The 17,970-nt window shown below is 62.9% G+C and carries 16 protein-coding genes; 10 read left to right on the forward strand and 6 right to left on the reverse strand.

Features of this window, described 5'->3' with window-relative positions; translation table 11 throughout:
* The first annotated feature begins 52 nt into the window (after positions 1 to 52).
* From BXE_RS35050 to phbB, 8 genes are all read left to right on the forward strand, one after another.
* Positions 53 to 3,652 (forward strand): indolepyruvate ferredoxin oxidoreductase family protein, encoded by a 3,600-nt coding sequence (locus tag BXE_RS35050; protein WP_011492860.1) that lies wholly within the window; start codon positions 53 to 55, stop codon positions 3,650 to 3,652.
* On the forward strand, positions 3,649 to 4,581 hold the full coding sequence (locus tag BXE_RS35055) for a branched-chain amino acid transaminase (protein ID WP_011492861.1): 933 nt from the start codon (positions 3,649 to 3,651) through the stop codon (positions 4,579 to 4,581). Before BXE_RS35050 ends, BXE_RS35055 begins: the two co-directional genes overlap by 4 nt.
* Before the next feature lie 77 nt (positions 4,582 to 4,658).
* The gene (locus BXE_RS35060; protein WP_011492862.1) at positions 4,659 to 5,126 is read left to right on the forward strand and encodes an acyl-CoA thioesterase; all 468 of its coding nucleotides are present in this window, start codon (positions 4,659 to 4,661) and stop codon (positions 5,124 to 5,126) included.
* Positions 5,127 to 5,537: 411 nt separating this feature from the next.
* Entirely contained in the window at positions 5,538 to 7,340 is a 1,803-nt protein-coding gene (locus tag BXE_RS35065; protein ID WP_011492863.1) for a PHA/PHB synthase family protein, read from the forward strand.
* A gap of 8 nt (positions 7,341 to 7,348) precedes the next feature.
* Positions 7,349 to 8,752 (forward strand): bifunctional enoyl-CoA hydratase/phosphate acetyltransferase, encoded by a 1,404-nt coding sequence (locus tag BXE_RS35070; protein WP_011492864.1) that lies wholly within the window; start codon positions 7,349 to 7,351, stop codon positions 8,750 to 8,752.
* Positions 8,749 to 9,942, forward strand: a complete 1,194-nt coding sequence (locus BXE_RS35075; protein WP_011492865.1) for an acetate/propionate family kinase — start codon at positions 8,749 to 8,751, stop codon at positions 9,940 to 9,942. The genes BXE_RS35070 and BXE_RS35075 overlap by 4 nt, the downstream gene beginning before the upstream one ends.
* A gap of 8 nt (positions 9,943 to 9,950) precedes the next feature.
* Positions 9,951 to 10,712, forward strand: a complete 762-nt coding sequence (fabI, locus tag BXE_RS35080; RefSeq protein WP_199577132.1) for an enoyl-ACP reductase FabI — start codon at positions 9,951 to 9,953, stop codon at positions 10,710 to 10,712.
* A 97-nt stretch (positions 10,713 to 10,809) separates the two neighbouring features.
* Complete coding sequence (gene phbB, locus BXE_RS35085; protein ID WP_011492867.1) at positions 10,810 to 11,532, forward strand: acetoacetyl-CoA reductase; 723 nt, start codon at positions 10,810 to 10,812, stop codon at positions 11,530 to 11,532.
* Positions 11,533 to 11,654: 122 nt separating this feature from the next.
* Here phbB and BXE_RS35090 read toward each other — a convergent pair whose 3' ends face one another.
* From BXE_RS35090 to BXE_RS35100, 3 genes are all read right to left on the reverse strand, one after another.
* The gene (locus BXE_RS35090; RefSeq protein ID WP_011492868.1) at positions 11,655 to 12,305 is read right to left on the reverse strand and encodes a BON domain-containing protein; all 651 of its coding nucleotides are present in this window, start codon (positions 12,303 to 12,305) and stop codon (positions 11,655 to 11,657) included.
* A gap of 57 nt (positions 12,306 to 12,362) precedes the next feature.
* Positions 12,363 to 12,767 (reverse strand): carboxymuconolactone decarboxylase family protein, encoded by a 405-nt coding sequence (locus BXE_RS35095; RefSeq protein WP_040124349.1) that lies wholly within the window; start codon positions 12,765 to 12,767, stop codon positions 12,363 to 12,365.
* Between the two features lie 103 nt (positions 12,768 to 12,870).
* Positions 12,871 to 13,374, reverse strand: coding sequence for a hypothetical protein (locus tag BXE_RS35100; RefSeq protein WP_233518997.1), 504 nt, complete (start codon positions 13,372 to 13,374; stop codon positions 12,871 to 12,873).
* Between the two features lie 316 nt (positions 13,375 to 13,690).
* Here BXE_RS35100 and BXE_RS35105 point away from each other — a divergent pair, with 316 nt between their 5' ends.
* The gene (locus BXE_RS35105) at positions 13,691 to 13,957 is read left to right on the forward strand and encodes a hypothetical protein (RefSeq protein WP_011492871.1); all 267 of its coding nucleotides are present in this window, start codon (positions 13,691 to 13,693) and stop codon (positions 13,955 to 13,957) included.
* Positions 13,958 to 13,994: 37 nt separating this feature from the next.
* On the opposite strand, the gene BXE_RS35110 is transcribed toward BXE_RS35105, so the two are convergent.
* The gene (locus BXE_RS35110; RefSeq protein WP_011492872.1) at positions 13,995 to 14,438 is read right to left on the reverse strand and encodes a hypothetical protein; all 444 of its coding nucleotides are present in this window, start codon (positions 14,436 to 14,438) and stop codon (positions 13,995 to 13,997) included.
* A gap of 289 nt (positions 14,439 to 14,727) precedes the next feature.
* On the opposite strand from BXE_RS35110, the gene BXE_RS35115 reads away from it, so the two are divergent.
* Complete coding sequence (locus BXE_RS35115) at positions 14,728 to 15,618, forward strand: 2OG-Fe(II) oxygenase (RefSeq protein ID WP_011492873.1); 891 nt, start codon at positions 14,728 to 14,730, stop codon at positions 15,616 to 15,618.
* A gap of 64 nt (positions 15,619 to 15,682) precedes the next feature.
* Here the strand turns inward: BXE_RS35115 and BXE_RS35120 are convergent, their stop codons facing one another.
* Together BXE_RS35120 and BXE_RS35125 are read right to left on the reverse strand one after the other, a co-directional pair.
* Positions 15,683 to 16,354 (reverse strand): hypothetical protein, encoded by a 672-nt coding sequence (locus BXE_RS35120; protein ID WP_011492874.1) that lies wholly within the window; start codon positions 16,352 to 16,354, stop codon positions 15,683 to 15,685.
* 97 nt (positions 16,355 to 16,451) lie between these two features.
* Complete coding sequence (locus tag BXE_RS35125) at positions 16,452 to 17,927, reverse strand: cytochrome-c peroxidase (RefSeq protein ID WP_011492875.1); 1,476 nt, start codon at positions 17,925 to 17,927, stop codon at positions 16,452 to 16,454.
* Between the last annotated feature and the right edge of the window lie 43 nt (positions 17,928 to 17,970).

Consider the following 17,970-nt stretch of genomic DNA (forward strand, 5'->3'; position numbering starts at 1 on the left):
GAAATTCCGCTTCCTATACTCCGCTTCCAATAAAGCCGCCGGAGACTTCACCATGAACGCCCCGCTAACGCCGCCGCTACTTGACGCGCTTGCCGACGTATCGCTCGACGACAAATACACGCTGGAAAAAGGCCGCGTCTATATGAGCGGCACGCAGGCGCTGGTGCGGCTGCCCATGCTGCAGAAGGCGCGCGACCGCCGCGCCGGCCTCGACACCGCGGGTTACGTGTCGGGCTATCGCGGCTCGCCGCTCGGCGCGCTCGATCAGGGTCTATGGAAAGCGAAGAAGCATCTGAAGGAACACGACGTCGTATTCCAGCCGGGGGTTAATGAGGATCTCGCGGCGACCGCCGTGTGGGGCACGCAGCAGCTCAATCTCTGGCCGGGCGCGAAGGTCGACGGCGTATTCGGCATGTGGTACGGCAAGGGACCGGGCGTGGATCGCACCGGCGATGTCTTCAAGCACGCGAATTCCGCCGGCACCGATCCGAACGGCGGCGTGCTGGTGCTAGCGGGCGACGACCATGCGGCGAAGTCGTCCTCGGTTGCGCATCAATCCGAGCACATGTTCGTGGCGAGCGGGATTCCGGTGCTGTATCCGGCAAGCGTGCAGGAGTATCTCGACTACGGTCTGCACGGCTGGGCCATGAGCCGCTACGCGGGTCTGTGGGTCGCGATGAAATGCGTGACGGACGTGGTCGAATCGAGCGCGTCGATCGACATCGACCCGGACCGCTTGCAGATCGTCCTGCCGGACGACTTCGAGATGCCCGAAGGCGGCCTGAATATCCGCTGGCCCGATCCGCCGCTCGCGCAGGAAGCGCGCCTGCTCAACTACAAGTGGTATGCGGCGCTCGCCTATATTCGCGCTAACAGGCTGAACCGCGTGGTGATCGACAGCCCCAATCCGCGCCTCGGCATCATGACCGCCGGCAAGGCGTATCTCGACGTGCGGCAGGCGCTCGCCGACCTTTCGCTCGACGACGAAACCTGCGCAAGCATCGGCATACGCGTGCTGAAAGTGGGTTGCGTATGGCCGCTGGACGCGCAGAACGCGCGCGACTTCGCAACCGGGCTCGATGAAATTCTGGTGGTCGAGGAAAAACGCCAGATTCTCGAATATGCGCTCAAAGAGGAGCTCTATAACTGGCGCGACGACGTGCGCCCGAAGGTGTTCGGCAAGTTCGACCAGCGCGACGACGCAGGCGGCGAATGGTCGGTGCCGCGCGGCCAGACCCTCCTGCCCGCGCACTACGAACTGTCGCCCGCCCTAATCGCGAAAGCGATCGCCCGGCGCCTCGCCAAAGCCGATTTGCCCGCCGACCTGCGGGCGCGGATCGATGCGCGCGTTGCCGTGATCGAGGCCAAGGAGCGCGAGGCGGCCACGCCGCGTTCCGTGACGGAGCGGCAACCGTGGTTCTGTTCGGGCTGCCCGCACAACACGTCGACACGCGTGCCGGAAGGCTCGCGCGCACTGGCCGGCATTGGCTGCCACTACATGTCGATGTGGATGGATCGCAAGACGGAAACCTTCAGCCAGATGGGCGGCGAAGGCGTCGCGTGGACCGGCCAGATGCATTTCACCAACGAGCGTCACGTGTTCGTCAATCTGGGCGACGGCACCTATTTTCATTCGGGTCTGCTCGCGATTCGCGCTTCGATTGCGGCCGGCGCGAACGTCACCTACAAGGTGCTCTATAACGACGCGGTTGCGATGACCGGCGGCCAGCCGGTGGACGGTGTGCTCACCGTGCCGCAGATCGCGTTTCAGGTCGTTGCCGAAGGCGCGAAGCACGTGCTGATCGTGACCGACGAGCCGGAGAAATACGACGCGAACGTTCGCCTTCCAGAAGGCGTGAAGGTGTATCACCGCGACGAACTCGACCGCTTGCAACGCGAGTTGCGCGAGGTGGCGGGTACGTCGATCCTGATCTACGACCAGACCTGTGCGACCGAAAAACGCCGGCGCCGCAAACGCGGCACCTATCCCGATCCGGCGAAGCGCGCTTTTATCAACGACGCCGTGTGCGAAGGCTGTGGCGACTGCTCGGTGGAATCGAACTGCCTGTCGGTCGAGCCGTTGCAAACGTCGCTCGGTATCAAACGCAAAATCAACCAGTCGTCGTGCAATAAGGATTTTTCGTGCGTGAAAGGCTTCTGCCCGAGTTTCGTCACGGCGGAAGGCGCTCAGGTGAAAAAACCCGTTAAACATTCGACCACGGCCGCGTTGCCCGATTTCGCCGCGCTGCCTCGACCCACGATTGCTTCGCTATCCAAACCGTATGGCGTGCTGGTGACAGGCGTGGGTGGAACCGGCGTCGTGACGATCGGCGGCTTGCTCGGCATGGCGGCCCACCTCGAAAACAAGGGTGTCACCGTGCTCGATATGGCCGGGCTCGCACAGAAAGGCGGCGCCGTGCTCAGTCATGTGCAGATCGCCGCGGCCCCCGAGCAATTGCACGCCACGCGGATTGCGGCCGGTGAAGCGCGCCTGATTCTCGGCTGCGATGCGATCGTCTCCGCTTCCGCCGAGGTGCTGGCACGCACGCAGCGCGGCCTGACGAAAGCGGCGGTCAACAGCGGCGCCACGCCGACCGCGCAGTTCGTGCGGGATCCGCACTGGAGTTTTCCGGCCGATCAGACACAGCAGGATCTGCGCGCAAGCATCGGCGAAGACTGCGACTTCATCGACGCCAATCGTCTCGCGCTCGCGCTGTTAGGCGACACGCTCTATGCCAATCCTCTGCTGCTCGGCTTCGCGTGGCAACGCGGCTGGCTACCGCTCAGCTACGAAAGTCTCGATCGCGCGATCGAGCTGAATGGCGTGGCCGTCGAAAAGAATCGGCTGGCGTTCGAGTGGGGCCGCTATGTCGCGCAGCACGGCGAAGCCGCCGTGGATATTTTTACGCCGCCAGCCGGCAAGCAGCAGGCCATTGTCGTGCAGTTGCCCGAATCGCTGGACCGGCTGATCGAGCGCAACGTCGAACGGCTGAGCGCTTATCAGGACCCGCGTTATGCCGCGCGCTATGTCGAAGCCGTAGAGCAGCTGCGCGCGAAGGAAGCGGCTGTCGCGCGCGGGTCGAAGGCTCGTCTCACGCCGGTGGTCGCGCGCAATCTGGCGAAACTGATGACCTACAAGGACGAGTACGAAGTGGCCCGTCTCTATGCGGACCCGGCCTATATGGACAAGCTGCGCGCGCAGTTCGAAGGCGAGCCGGGCCGCGATTACAAGCTCGCGTTCCATCTCGCGCCGCCATTGCTCGCCAGACGCGACGAACACGGCCACCTGAAAAAACAACGCTTCGGGCAATGGACGCTCACGATGTTCCGCGTGCTCGAAAAATTCCGGTTCCTGCGCGGCACGGCATTCGACGTATTCGGCAAGACAGAAGAGCGGCGCAACGAGCGTGAGCTGATCGAACAGTACTTCGCGCTGGTCGACGAGTTCTGCGCAACGCTCGACACCGCCCGCTTCGACGCGGCAATGAAACTCGCCAATCTGCCGGACGAGATTCGCGGCTTCGGTCACGTCAAGGAGCGCAATGTGCTCGCCGCGGCAACGAAGCGCGAACGCTGGCTTGCCGAATACCGCGCCGATGCGGCCGGCGCGCCGCCCGTTTCATTTTCTCAACCTTTCGAACAGGCGTTATGAAATCGACAATGCATGACCGTGATGGCGTGATCTGGCTGGATGGAGAACTGGTGCAGTGGCGCGATGCGCAACTCCACTTTCTGACGCATTCGCTCCACTATGGCATGGCGGTATTCGAAGGCGTCAGGGCATACGAAACCGCCGCGGGTCCGGCGATTTTCCGGCTCGACGACCACACGAAAAGACTCTTCAATTCCGCGAAGATCTTCGAAATGGCCATCCCCTTCAGCGTGGAGACGATTCGCGACGCGCAGCTGGAAGTGGTGCGCCGCAATCAGCTGGCAGCATGCTATCTGCGTCCTCTCGTATGGCTCGGCAGCGAACAGATGGGCCTCGGTGCGCGCGGCAACACCGTTCACGTCGGCATCGCCGCGTGGCCCTGGGGCAGCTATCTCGGCGAGGAAGGACTCGCGCGCGGCATTCGAGTCAAGACGTCGTCGCTATCGCGCCATCATGTGAATGTGTCGCTGGTCCGCGCCAAGGCCAGCGGCTACTACATCAACTCGATTCTGGCCAATCGCGAAGTCACCCGTAACGGTTACGACGAGGCCTTGCTGCTCGATACGGAAGGCTATGTGTCCGAAGGCGCCGGGGAGAACGTTTTCATCGTGCGCAACGGCGTGCTGTATACGCCGGACCTTGCGTCGTGCCTCGACGGCATCACGCGCGCGTCGGTGATTGAAATCGCGCGGGATCAGGGCCTTCAGTTCGTCGAAAAGCGTATTACCCGCGACGAAATGTATTGCGCCGACGAAGCCTTTTTCACCGGCACGGCAGCCGAGGTCACGCCCATTCGCGAACTCGACGATCGCGTGATCGGCAACGGCGAGCGTGGACCGATCACGGCGTCGCTGCAGGAAACGTTCTTCGCCGCGGTTGCCGGCAAATCGGAACGCTACGCGCACTGGCTGACGCGTGTGGTGCGCTGAGCCCGAGATCTGCCGGAGCCGGGCGCTGCCGTGCCGCTTCCGGCTCACTTACGACACGATTACGACACGAGCCCGCCATGCCCGCTTCCTCATTCCCAGAACGTCTTCCCGCCAACGCGATGCCCGTGCTGCGCGTCGTGCCTCAACCGTCGAGCGCCAACGTACATGGCGATGTGTTCGGCGGCTGGATCATGTCGCATGTCGATATTGCCGGATCGATTCCCGCCAGCCGGCGCGCGAACGGCCGCGTCGTCACCATCGCGGTCAATTCGTTCACGTTCAGGCAGCCTGTTTTTATCGGCGATCTCCTGAGCTTCTATGCGGATATCGTCCGCGAAGGACGCACGTCGATCACCGTCAACGTGGAGGTCTTCGCTCAACGCATGGGCATGGCGGCCGACGTCGTCAAGGTGACGGAGGCCACCCTCACCTTCGTCGCGACCGACCCGACGCGAAAGCCTCGCCCTTTGCCGCCCAACGACGCCGTTTCCACGCTTTCTGCCGCGGGCCCCATGTCCATGCCCGAGACGAATTCCATCGGCTAACCGCACCAGGTCCGCAAGGCACGGACCCGCGCTCGTCGAGCGCGTTGAATTGCCGCTCGCGACACCTTCCGTACAGCGCAAATATGACGGAATCAAGGCAGCAGGGTCCCCTATAAAAACTATCGTTCACCTGCACCTTGCGCGGGAAAAAAGCCGCCCGATCGTCTCTTGACACAGATCAACGGCGACGTTTAGGGCAACGCTACAGTCAACACTCACGATCTTGTTGCGGCGCACAATCATGGAGCATAAGAGCACGCTCCTGAAGGCGCCCGCAATATCGTCGTGTCGGGGAACGGCTGCTGTCACAGGCAGTCCTCGTTTCGCCGCCATTCTTCCGCAATAGCTGTCCTGCTGTCGCCAGTTCGTTCGGCCATGCCGCCGCGCGCAGGGCAATCAAAAGGAACTCAGATGGACACTCGCTCCAAGCCGGCTCTCGCAGAACCTCGCGCAGAACATCATGCAGTGCCGGACAGTTCTGCCGTCTCCGCTTCTGCCGCGCCGTTCCGGGAACTGGACCACGCCAAGGAAGCCATGACCGCGCGGTTGACGGCGGGTCTGTCGCCCGCCGCGCTCGGCGCAGCACTCTCCGACTGGTTTATCCATCTCGCGGCGGCGCCCGGCAAGCAACTGGAACTCGCGTCGCTGTGCGCGTTGAACGCGCGACGTATCGCCGACTATCTTGCCCATGTCTCCTCCGGCGTGTACGCCCCCACGCTGGCGGAACCGTCGCCGAAAGACGACCGCTTTCGCGCCCAGGCATGGCAGACCGAACCATACCGGCTGTGGCAGCAGATATTCCTGCTCACTGAGCAATGGTGGAATACGGCCACGCGCGAGGTGCCCGGCACCACTCATCATCATGAAGACGTCGTGTCGTTCGTCGCGCGCCAATTGCTCGATATGCTCGCGCCTACCAACTTTCTGCTCACCAACCCGGAGGTGTCGCAGCGCGCCATGTCGACAGCGGGCATGAGCCTGGTTCAGGGTGCACGCAACGCGCTTGAAGACGCGATGCGCGAGGCGAGCGGAACGCCGCCCGTAGGCCTCGAACAGTTCAAGGTAGGCGTCAATCTTGCCGCGACGCCGGGCAAGGTTGTCTTTCGCAATCACCTGATCGAGCTGATCCAATACAGCCCCACGACTGACGAGGTGGTTGCCGAGCCTGTGCTGATCGTTCCCGCGTGGATCATGAAGTACTACATCCTGGACCTGTCGCCGCATAACTCGCTGATCCGCTATCTGGTCGGGCAGGGACACACCGTGTTCTGCGTCTCGTGGCGCAACGTCGACGCCGACGACCGCGACCTCAGCCTCGATGACTACCGGCAACTGGGCGTGATGGCCGCGCTCGACACCGTCTCGAAGATCGTCCCGGACCACAAGATCCACGCAACCGGCTATTGCCTCGGCGGCACGCTGCTGTCCATCGCGGCGGCAGCAATGGCAGGCTCGGGCGACAACCGGCTGGCATCGGTCACGCTGTTCGCGGCGCAAACGGATTTCACCGAGCCTGGCGAGCTGGAGCTCTTCATCGACGACAGCGAGGTGTATTTCCTCGAAAGCATGATGTGGTCGCAGGGCTATCTGGGCGCGCATCAAATGGCCGGCGCGTTCCAGCTCCTGCAATCGAACGACCTCATCTGGTCGCGGATCGTGCACGACTACCTGCTGGGCGAGCGCGCGCCGATGATCGATCTGATGGCCTGGAACGCGGATGCCACCCGCATGCCGTACCGCATGCACTCCGAATATCTGCGTCAGCTGTTCCTCAACAACGACCTCGCGTCCAGCCGGTATCAGGTGAACGGGCGGCCGGTTTCGATTCACAACATCCGGGTGCCGATGTTCGTGGTGGGCACCGAGCGCGATCACATCGCGCCGTGGCGTTCGGTCTACAAGATTCATGATCTGTCCGACACGGAAATCACCTTCGTGCTGACGAGCGGCGGTCACAACGCGGGGATCGTCAGCGAGCCGGGCCATCCGCACCGGCAATTCAGAATCAGGGAAACCACCGCCGACGATCTGCGCGTGAGCCCCGATGAATGGACGGCCGCTGCCACGCAGCAGGAAGGCTCGTGGTGGCCCGTCTGGTCCGACTGGCTCAAAGCCAGGTCGAGCCCGGAGCTCGTCGCGCCACCGGCCATCGGCGCCGACCCGAGCGCCGACGAGCTTCCGGATGCCCCAGGCACCTACATTTTCCAGCACTAGGGGGAATCGTGAACGATCTGCTATTGCACAACCGGACCTTCGACGAACTGGCGATTGGCGAATCCGCGTCGCTCGTGAGGACAGCGGGGCAACTCGACATCGATCTGTTCGCCGCTGTCTCGGGCGATGTCAATCCCGCACACACGGATGCGAGCTTCGCTTCGACCGACATGTTCGGCCATATCGTCGTTCATGGCATGTGGACCGGCGCCCTGATCTCCGCGCTGCTCGGCACCCGGCTGCCGGGCCCCGGCACGATCTATCTGGATCAGGACCTGCAGTTCCGCCGTCCGGTGACGCCGGGCGACACGATCACCGCCACGGTAACCGTGAAGGAAAAGCGCCCCGACAAACGGATTGTCCTGCTCGACACGCGCTGCACGAACCAGAAGGGCGACATTGTCCTGCTCGGCACGGCCACGGTGATCGCACCGTCCGCGCCGATTGTCTGGCATCCCACGCTTCAGCCTGAAGTGACCGTGCGCCGGCACGATCGTTACGAGGCGTTCATCCGCGAAGCGCGCAACCATACCGCACTGCGCACGGCTGTCGTGCATCCCTGTTCACCGGATGTGATTCAGGCGGTCTTCGAGGCGCGTGACGAAGGCCTGCTCGATCCGGTACTCATCGGGCCTGAAGCAAAAATCCGCGCCGCCGCCGAAGCCGCTCAGGTGAGCCTCGCGGGCATCACAATCGAGGCGGTCGCGCACAGCCACGCAGCCGCCGCGCGCGCCGTCGAACTCGGCTCGGCCGGCAAGGTCGCCGCGTTGATGAAGGGCTCGCTGCACACCGACGAAATGCTCTCCGCGGTCGTCGCTTCCGGATCGGGCCTGCGAACCGGCCGGCGCATCAGCCATGTCTATGCGATGGATGTGCCCGCATACTCCAAACCGCTGATCGTCACCGATGCGGCGGTCAATATTTCGCCGACCCTCGCGCAGAAGCGCGACATCTGCCAGAACGCGATCGACCTGCTGCATGTTCTGGGCGTCGAGCAGCCGCGAGTCGCCGTGCTCGCCGCCGTTGAAACCGTCAATCCGGCCATGCCGACCACACTCGACGCGGCCGCGCTCACCGTGATGGCCGCACGCGGCCAGATAAGCGGCGCTCTCGTCGACGGCCCGCTCGCCTTTGACAATGCAATCAGCCTCGCCGCGGCCACGACCAAGGGTGTCCACTCGCCGGTGGCCGGCCAGGCGGACATCCTGCTGGTTCCGGATCTGGAAGCCGGCAACATGCTGGCGAAGCAACTGGTGTATTTTGCCGGCGCCGACGCCGCGGGTCTCATTGTCGGCGCGCGGCTGCCGGTCATCCTGACGAGCCGCGCCGATAGCCTGCGGGTACGCCTCGCATCGGTCGCGCTTGCGAGGCTCGTCGCCGAAAGCAGCATGGGCGATCTGCTTCAATCATGAACGCCCCGCTTCTCCTCACCTTCAACCCCGGCTCTTCGACGGTCAAGATCGGGTTGTTCCGCGTTGTTGCCGGTGAAGCCACGAGAATCGGCCAGGGCATGATCGATTTCCGGCATAAGCCCTTGCAGTTGCACCTCGTGAACGGCGGCGAGACGTTAGACATCGCACTGCAGTCTGCCGTCACCGAAGATCTGCACGACGTGCTCGACGAAACGCTAGGCTGGTTCGCCACGCATTTTTCGCTCGACGATCTCGTGTCGGTCGGTCATCGCGTCGTGCATGGCGGCGATCGCTTCGCCGGCCCCGTCGCCATCACCGACGAAACGCTTGCGGCGATTACCGAACTGGTCCCGCTTGCGCCGCTGCATCAGCCCCAGAGCGTGCGGCTGATTCGTGCGATCCGGCATCTTCGGCCTCATCTGTTGCAGGCCGCGTCGTTCGACACGGCATTTCACCGCACGCAAGCCGCTCTCGTGCAGCGCTTCGCGATTCCACGCGGGCTCTTCGACAAGGGCATCAAGCGTTACGGCTTTCATGGGCTGTCCTATCAGTTCATTCACGGCCAGCTCGAACTGCAGTTTCCGCAACTCGCAAGCGGCAAGGTCATCGCAGCCCACCTAGGTAGCGGCGCAAGCCTGTGTGCATTCGAGGACGGCGCGAGTCGCGACTCGAGCATGGGCTTCTCGACGCTCGACGGCATTCCAATGGCCACGCGATGCGGCGCGCTCGACGCGGGCGTCGTGCTGCATCTGCTCGAACAGCAAGGTCTGAGCGTCAAGGAAGTGGAGCACATGCTGTATGAGCAGTCCGGTCTGCTCGGTGTCTCCGGCATCAGCGCGGACAGCCGGGAACTGGAAGCGAGCCACCGGCCGGAGGCCCGCGAAGCGCTGGAACTCTTCGCCTTTCGTATTGCAGGCGAGGCCGCGCGGCTCGCCGCCACGCTGGGCGGCCTGGATAGCCTCGTCTTCACGGCCGGAATCGGCGAGCATCAACCCGCCGTGCGCCTTGCCGTATGCGAGCGCCTCGCGTGGCTGGGCATCGAACTCGATCGCGACGCGAACGACAGCAATGCGTGCGTGATCAGCAGCGCCCGCAGCCAGATAACGGTGCTCGTGCTGCCCACCGACGAAGAGCAGATCATCGCCAACGAGGCGATTGCCGTATTGCACAACGAGGCATTGAAATCATGAACTCCATCATCGATCTGACAGGCAAGCGCGGGCTGGTGGTTGGCATTGCGAACGAGCACAGCATCGCCACCGGTTGCGCGACGCTGTTTCGCGCCGCCGGCGCGGAGCTGGCTGTCACCTACCTGAACGACAAGGCCGAACCATTCGTCCGTCCGGTTGCGCAGACGCTTCAGTCACCTCTTGTCATGCCCTGCGATGTGCGCGTTCCGGGCCAACTGGAAGCGGTCTTCGAGCGGATCACGAAAGAGTGGGGGCGGCTCGACTTCGTACTTCATTCGATCGCCTTCGCACCCGCCGACGACCTGCATGCGAGCCTGGTGGACTGCTCGGCCGAGGGTTTCGCACTCGCGATGGACGTGTCGTGCCATTCGTTCATCCGCATGACAAGGCTTGCGCTGCCGTTGATGCCCGACGGCGGCAGCCTGATGACCGTGAGCTTTCTGGGCGCCGAGCGTGCGGTCGATCACTACAACGTGATGGGCCCCGTCAAGGCCGCGCTCGAATCGAGCGTGCGCTATCTCGCCGTCGATCTGGCGGCACGCCGCGTCCATGTCCATGCCATTTCGGCGGGCGCAGTCAAAACACGCGCCGCCTCCGGCATCGACCATTTCGACGCGCTGCTCGACGACGTCCGCTCGCATACGCCGGCGAAGCATCTTGTCACGATCGAGGAAATCGGCCGAGTTGCAACCGTGCTCGCGAGCGAGGCCGGCATGACACTGACGGGATCCACCATCTATGCGGACGCGGGCTTCCATATCACGGCATGAGCCGATCGGAGCCGTGTGCGGTGATTGTCCAGATCATGGGATTTCATCTGGCACTCGATAGATACAAGCTTTTTAAGCTTTCCAAAAGGAGCATGCGATGACAAGAACAGCATTGATTACTGGCGGAGTAAGCGGAATCGGGGCGGCAACGGCGAAACAGTTGCAAAGCGGCGGCTATTCGGTGATTGCCAACTATTTCGGCAACGATGCCGAAGCAGATGCATTCCACAAGGAAACCGGCATTCCCATCTTCGGCTGGAACGTGGCCGACTTCGATGCCACTCAGCAAGCGGTTGCGAAGATCGTCGCGCAATCGGGGCCGATCGATATTCTGGTGAACAACGCCGGCATCACCCGCGACAGCACGCTGCACAAGATGACGCTGGAGCAATGGCGCAGTGTCATCGACGTGGATCTGGGCGGCTGCTTCAATACGTGCCGGGCTGTCATAGAAAGCATGCGTGAGCGCCGCTTTGGACGGATCGTGAATATCAGTTCGGTGAATGCGCTTTCCGGGCAATTTGGCCAGACGAACTATTCAGCCGCAAAGGCGGGCCTCATAGGTTTCACCAAGGCGCTCGCGCTCGAAGGCGCGTCCCGAGGCATTACGGCCAACGTGATCGCCCCGGGTTATACGGATACGGGCATGGTGCACGGTGTGCCGGATGAGATTCTGAAAACGATCGTCAGCGGTGTACCGGCGGGAAGACTGGCAACTCCAGATGAAATTGCACGCGGCGTCGTCTTCCTCGTTGCCGATGAAGCGGCGTTCATCAACGGAGCCACGCTGTCGATCAACGGCGGCAAATATATGGCGTGAGCCTGGCCTGAGTCGCGCAACACCAGGCTCCGGCAAACGTATTGCCATTGAGTACCGCTATTGCGGGCGAATCGACGGAATTTCTTCTCCGCGATGCGCCCGTTTTCGCAACAGGCGTATGGCTATCCGATGGTCAGATCATCGTTGACCGCGTGCACGCCGGGCGCCCCCCAGGCGGCTCCGCGCACGATCGACCGCTCGGCATAGGAGCCGACTTTTCCGGTCAACGTGACCGTGCCGTCACGCACGCTGACGCCGATGTGATCCGCTTCGCGCTCGACATGACGCACGAGGGCTTTGCGGATGCTGTCGCCGATATCGTCCCCCGCCGGGCGCTCATGCACTTCGATGAGATTCGACAGCCCCGTCACGCCACGCATGGGGTTGATCATGCGCGCCGCGAGATGACGCTGATAGGCGCGGTCGAGCCTGCCTCGCAACGTCACCCAGCCATTGTCGACTTCCACCTGAACGTTGACGTCCGACACTCCAACGGTCCACTTCAGAATCGACCGGACAGCGTTCGCAATGTCCTCGTCCGTTCTGACGTCGCTGTGCGGCAGACGGATATCCATTCTCAGGACTACCGCCTTCACGCCCGCCACCCGCTTCGCCGCCTTCTCGGCAGCCAGCTTTTCCGCATAACTGGCGGGATGGCCGGACAGCGTGACCACGCCGTCGTTCACGTCGACACCGATGTCCGTCAAGGACACCGCCGGGTCCCACGCCAATTCGTCCGCAACTTCCTCCTGCAACTGCGTGTCCGTTTTCATTGCGCTCTCCTTTCATTGCTCATGGTCATCCGCGTGAACGACGACTGGCTTTCACCGTCAGGCAGCACCGCGACCAACACCCGCCGACAGAAATCCGGAAGCCGATGGCAAACCGCCGTCACGGCCTTCGAACTGCTCGATCGCGTCGAATACGTGGCACGCGTACACCACGGCGGGCCCTCCGCCCATCATGACGGCGACGCTTACGGTTTCGAGAATTTCCTGCCGCGACGCACCCGCCCGCATCGCATCGTGTACGTGCCAGGCGAGGCAGTCGTCACAACGCAGCGCGATGGCGATCGCGAGCGCGATCAGCTCCTTGTGCTTGCCCGACAGTTCGCCGCCTGCAACGGCTTCCTTGTGCAGATGCTCGAAGCCGCTCATCGGACCGGCAATCTCGCGCCGCATCTTGCCGAGTACCGTTTGCAATTCATGATGCCGTTCGGGATAGTTCGTTTCCATGATTCGCCGCCTTGAATGGGTGGGATGGCACGCTTGTCGCGCCTCGTCCATGTGAATACGCTTTCTGCGTGACAGGAGATCCTGTCGCTCGCATTACATTGCTCTAGCGTCGCCTGGAATGCCAATAGTGGCCGTGCACGGAGCGAAACGCGAATGCGAACGCAAACGCCACGCCGACCCCTGCGAGCGATAACAGGAACACGTAGCCGATCAGTTGCCTGAATTCATCGGCCCGGTCCCGCGCGATGGAATCGACGTAAGCACGCGCGTTGTCCGTCGCATCCGAAAACGTCGTTCGATAGAGAAAGAAGGAGCGGCAGATATCGTCATCCGGCTGGCTCGCCGGTCGCAGCGAACCGGCCGCGATGGCGCGCACTCCGGCGCACTCGGGCGCCGCCATGCCAGCCATGATTGCCGGGTCCAGTGGATGGTCGTAGACGGAACCCGCCCACGTGACGGCGGCCGCAAGCAATCCGCTCAAGGCAACGAGCCGAAACGCCCGGATCAACCGACGATGCCGCTTCCATTCACGTTCGCGCGCGCAGTTCATGATGCCTCCCATCGCTTCATCCCGAAGCCTCGCGGGAACCAGCATAGCTTCCGGCATCGCCGCTCCGGTTGAGTTACATCAACGAGCGAAAAGAGCGCGCCGGCGCCCGGATGGACGTTCGGCGACTAGCGTCGAAACAGCGCCGGGCAGCGAAGGAGTGGCGTTGACGTTTCAGCCGCGCTCCTCAACAATGCATCAACATCCTCTGCTCATTGCAAGCGGGCGAGAGCCTCTGCGCGAAACCTGCGCGCGGCTCCGCGGGATGCACTGTATTGTGGCAAACAGGCTCCGGCAGTACTCATCCCGGAGGTCCGCCGGTGCGGACCGGCCAGTTGGGTATGCGCGGTCTTCACTTCCCTGGAGTGTTCACGAGATGTCCGAAGATGCCGCCAAGTCTGTCCGTTCACCCGAGGCAATCGACCAGGATTTTGCGGAACTGATTGCGTCCGGGCTGCCAGGCAGCGTTGCCCGCGACAAATTCGAACGGCTTTGGGATGAAGCGAATGCGATAGCGGCAGAAATCGTGCTCACGCCTCAGGGCCAACAATACCTCTCGCTGCTGAAGCGCATGCATCAGACGTTCGAAAGCCGCTATCCGGCGGGGCGGCCGGTTAACGGCTCCGGCATTCGACGTCGCTGAGAAAGCAGCATGCCGGGTTGGCACTCAACGAACAAACCTACGATCTGGCGGGACGGCCGGTCTTGACCTGCTCTACGGCGGACACGACTTCCAGCAGCCGCTTCGGCGTTGCCGATTCGAGCAGAAGCAAACCCGCGCGCAGAATTTCGCTTCGCTTCACCGATACTCCCGCTGCCAGACACTTCTGCTTCAACGCAGCAATTTTGTCGTAATCCGACTTCGGCATGGTGAAGCTATCGCGCACCACCTTTTCCTTCTTGATACGTTTGGCTTTCACTTCCACTGCGGCTTTGACGGGCGTGGCTTCGGCTGTTGCCGGCGCACGCTGCTTCGCCGCTTTTTTGGCCGTCGTATTCCGTTTCTTCGTGGCTACGGTCGCGTCGGCCGCGGCGCTCCCGCCCTCATCCGCGGGATTGCTGGTCGCGCCTTTGGGAAAATGAAATGTCTTCTTGGATGGTTTTTTGATGCTCGGTGCGGTCACAGAAAGTCTCCAGAGTTAAAAACGATATAAACAGTATATACCGTTTATCCGCGCACAAAATCAGGCCCTGGGAACGCGACGCGGATTGCTGCTGTGCGTGCTTAATTTTTTTCCGTCACCCGAGCGCCATAGTTACGTGGAAAAATGTCGGCTCGGGCTCGCCTGGATGACTCGAGAAGTTGCAGCCGGATGTGCTGCAAGCCGACATCATTCAGTCGGGCTCGCAACGTTTTTTCCACAGCAAGACTCACCTGCGATTCATCCTTCCAGCCCATAGCTCGACACCCCGATGTCCATAACCGTTAGTTTTCCCGCCGAAGTGCGCGACTGGATCGCCCAGAATCTCACGCGCGGCGTTGCCCCACAGGCGATTGTGCGCGAGCTGGTCGATCGAAAAAATGCAGTCGAACTCGCGTCGGCGATGGTCAACGCGGTCGCTTCGTCTTTCCTGTACGGCACCCCGCTGCCGGGCGAGACACTCGAAATCGGCGCCGCGCCGGTTGCTTACGAACCGGAGCCGCTGCGCGTGCCGGACGGACCGCTGATCCGGCTCGGCGAGCGCAAGACTCGCGTGATTTCGCGCATGCAGCGGCCGGCCGCGGTACTGCTCGACGATTTTCTGAGTGCAAACGAATGCGAGCAACTGATCGCGCTCGCGCGGCCGCGTCTGAGCCGTTCGACCGTGGTCGATCCCGTGACCGGCCGTAACGTCGTAGCCGGCCACCGCAGCAGCGACGGGATGTTTTTTCGTCTGGGCGAGACGCCGCTGATCGCGCGCCTGGAAGCGCGGATCGCCGAGCTCACGGGTCTGCCTGTCGAGAACGGCGAAGGCCTGCAACTGCTGCACTACGAAGCGGGTGCCGAATCGACGCCGCACGTCGACTATCTGATCGCGGGCAACCCTGCGAATCGGGAGTCGATTGCGCGCAGCGGGCAACGCGTGGGCACGCTGCTGATGTATCTGAACGACGTGGAAGGCGGCGGTGAAACCATGTTCCCGCAAACCGGATGGTCGGTGGTGCCGCGGCGCGGCCAGGCGCTCTATTTCGAATACGGCAACCGGTTCGGGCTAGCCGATCCGAGCTCGCTGCATACGAGCACACCGCTGCGGGCGGGCGAGAAGTGGGTGGCCACCAAATGGATCCGCACCCGGCGCTTCGTGCCGCGCGATCAGGCGTAACGGCTCAGGCCTGACCATCATCCGGCGGGCGGCGAGGCGCCCGCCTCGCCGGATGGGTTTCAGCTCAGCGCTGGAAGACCTCGTCGGCGACCCAGCCGTTCGACGTCAGATGCACGCCTTCGCGCAACTGCATCGTGCCCGCGCCTTCGATCACGCGCTTGATCATCGGAAATACACGCTGTACGTCGGCGTCTTTGGCCCACGGCGCCGGATCGATCTTGTACGTATAGATAACCGAAGTCGCGGTCTTGCCTTCCACCTGCGTCGGCCGCTCCCAACCCACTACCTTGTCGAGCGTGAGCGTGGCCGCACAGAAATCGGCCGGGTGCGTGACGCGCGAGTTGGCGGTCGCGATCACTTCCGGAATGTGCAGATAGTACTTCTGCCCTTCGGCCGTCAATTGATACTGGCGAGCATTCGCGGTGATCTTCTTGCCGGCGCTGTCAGTGCGTTCGACCACCACGTCCTTGCCCGCCACGAGACCGAGTTTTTCGAGTACCGGCATCTGGACCGCGTCGCGGGTACCGGCGGCCTGGTCGTCCGTCGTTGCGTAGATCGGCCAGTCGTACTTGGCGAGGCACAAGTGGCCGCGCTGGGCGAGGAAGTCATTGACCGTGGCCGTGAAATTCTCCTGGCTCAGGTCCTGGGTTTTGTCATGGCAGCCGGCGAACAGGGTCAGCGCGATCAGGGAGAGTGTGCTGCAAGCAAAGCGGGCGAAGGTGACACGTCGCGTCATGGTGTGTGTTGCTCAGGTTGGGTTGCTAAGGTACGAACAGAATGGGGCGCGCGGCCTGCCCTTTCGGGCCGGTCGCGCGCCAGGCTCATCAATTTCGTCAGTTCACGCACGAGCCGCTGGTGGGCGGCGTCGCAGGCGGTTGATAGCCGTCGGTGAGCGTGTTCAGGAAGCAGATCAGGTCTGCAATGTTCTGCTGCGTCAACTGCGGTGTCGAGTGAACCGGACGCGGCAGCGCACCGTCTGCCGCAGTCGTGCCGCCGGCGTCAGTCTGGCCTTTGCCCATTGGCAGTTCTTCGTCGATATTGCCCTGGTAGGCCACGGGCAGATCGTTGAAGAGCGTGGCCGTCGCACCCGACGCAGCTGTCGGGAACAGCGCATAGGACGGGTTTTGCGTTACGTGGGCAGGATCGCCGCCGGTGCTCGGATACCAGTACTCCGGATTCGTATCGCGCGTGTTGTAGAAATTCAGCACCTGCACGAGCGAGTGGAATACGCCGTTGTGGAAGAACACCGTGCGCGTCGCGACATTGCGCAGCGTCGGCACCTTGAAGCGGCCGCAGTACGGGTCGGGGACATTGACGCCGGTGAACTGATCCGGGCCGGCACCGCTGCTGGCCGTGCCTGGCGTGTGGAGGTTGTTCAGCGGACCGCAAAGACCCATGTCGTAATACGACGTGTCGTCGTTGCTCGGGATCGGGTCGGGGTTGTCCCAGATCTGCCTGTCGTTGCGCGGCGCGCCGATCGCCTGATAGGTGAAGTCGGTCATGAGCGCGACCGAGCCGTTGAAGTTGGCGCCGGCATAGTGGCACGCAACGCATCCCGCGCCGCCGTCGGTGTCGTTGAAGAGCTGCAGGCCGCGCAGTTCCGCCGGTGTCAGCGTGCCGCCCACCTTGTTGGACAGATACAGGTCGAACTTGCTCGCGTACGGCTGGAAGCTCGGGTCTTCCTGCTGATAGGCCTGCAGGGCGAGACCGACGTCGGTGAAGGTGGCGTTCGCGTCGGAGAACACGTTCGCACCGAATGCCTGCTGGAACAGCGCCGCGTAGGACGCGCTCTTCACGGTCTGCACCACGGCGCCCGCCGACGCATTGTTCATTTCGAGCGGATTGAGCAGCGGCAGGGCCGGCTGGGTGGCAAGCGTCGTGGCACGTCCGTCCAGCATGAAGCCGCCGCCGGGCGCATTCTGCGTGATGCCGTCCGGGTTGTCGGCGACATCGTTGTACGGCGGCGTCATGGACTTGTAGCGCAGCGAAGGCACGGCGCGCTGCCCGGCCACCGAGGGATCGGAGCCGAGCTGCACGGACAGGCTGTTGGGCGGTCCATACGCGTATTGAGGGCTGTGGCAGGTCGCGCAGGACATGTTCTTGTTGCCCGACAGATTCTGGTCGAAGAACAGTTGCTGGCCGACTTGCGCCGCCGCGCTGAGGGTCACCTTGGCCGGCGGCGCCACGCCGCCCGATGCGGGCTGGCTCGGGTCGGTGCCGGCGCTGCTGCTGTCGCTGCCACCGTCGCCGCCGCAGGCGGTCAATATCAATGAGAGCGCGCAGATCACGCCCAGGGAGATTTTTCGCATATCAAGTTTTTTTGCCTGAGTCCGATTGCCGGGCGGTCCTGGC

Origin of the sequence: Paraburkholderia xenovorans LB400 (assembly GCF_000013645.1) — a bacterium.
Classification (GTDB): Bacteria; Pseudomonadota; Gammaproteobacteria; order Burkholderiales; family Burkholderiaceae; genus Paraburkholderia; species Paraburkholderia xenovorans.

Bases quoted from the DNA above. Each gene is read 5' to 3' on its own strand.
- BXE_RS35065 (WP_011492863.1), top strand. From the start codon at position 5,538: ATGGACACTCGCTCCAAGCCGGCTCTCGCAGAACCTCGCGCAGAACAT.
- BXE_RS35115 (WP_011492873.1), top strand. From the start codon at position 14,728: ATGTCCATAACCGTTAGTTTTCCCGCCGAAGTGCGCGACTGGATCGCC.
- BXE_RS35060 (WP_011492862.1), top strand. From the start codon at position 4,659: ATGCCCGCTTCCTCATTCCCAGAACGTCTTCCCGCCAACGCGATGCCC.
- BXE_RS35055 (WP_011492861.1), top strand. From the start codon at position 3,649: ATGAAATCGACAATGCATGACCGTGATGGCGTGATCTGGCTGGATGGA.
- BXE_RS35105 (WP_011492871.1), top strand. From the start codon at position 13,691: ATGTCCGAAGATGCCGCCAAGTCTGTCCGTTCACCCGAGGCAATCGAC.
- BXE_RS35095 (WP_040124349.1), bottom strand. From the start codon at position 12,767: ATGGAAACGAACTATCCCGAACGGCATCATGAATTGCAAACGGTACTC.
- phbB (WP_011492867.1), top strand. From the start codon at position 10,810: ATGACAAGAACAGCATTGATTACTGGCGGAGTAAGCGGAATCGGGGCG.
- BXE_RS35120 (WP_011492874.1), bottom strand. From the start codon at position 16,354: ATGACGCGACGTGTCACCTTCGCCCGCTTTGCTTGCAGCACACTCTCC.
- BXE_RS35090 (WP_011492868.1), bottom strand. From the start codon at position 12,305: ATGAAAACGGACACGCAGTTGCAGGAGGAAGTTGCGGACGAATTGGCG.
- BXE_RS35075 (WP_011492865.1), top strand. From the start codon at position 8,749: ATGAACGCCCCGCTTCTCCTCACCTTCAACCCCGGCTCTTCGACGGTC.
- BXE_RS35100 (WP_233518997.1), bottom strand. From the start codon at position 13,374: ATGCCGGAAGCTATGCTGGTTCCCGCGAGGCTTCGGGATGAAGCGATG.
- BXE_RS35125 (WP_011492875.1), bottom strand. From the start codon at position 17,927: ATGCGAAAAATCTCCCTGGGCGTGATCTGCGCGCTCTCATTGATATTG.
- BXE_RS35050 (WP_011492860.1), top strand. From the start codon at position 53: ATGAACGCCCCGCTAACGCCGCCGCTACTTGACGCGCTTGCCGACGTA.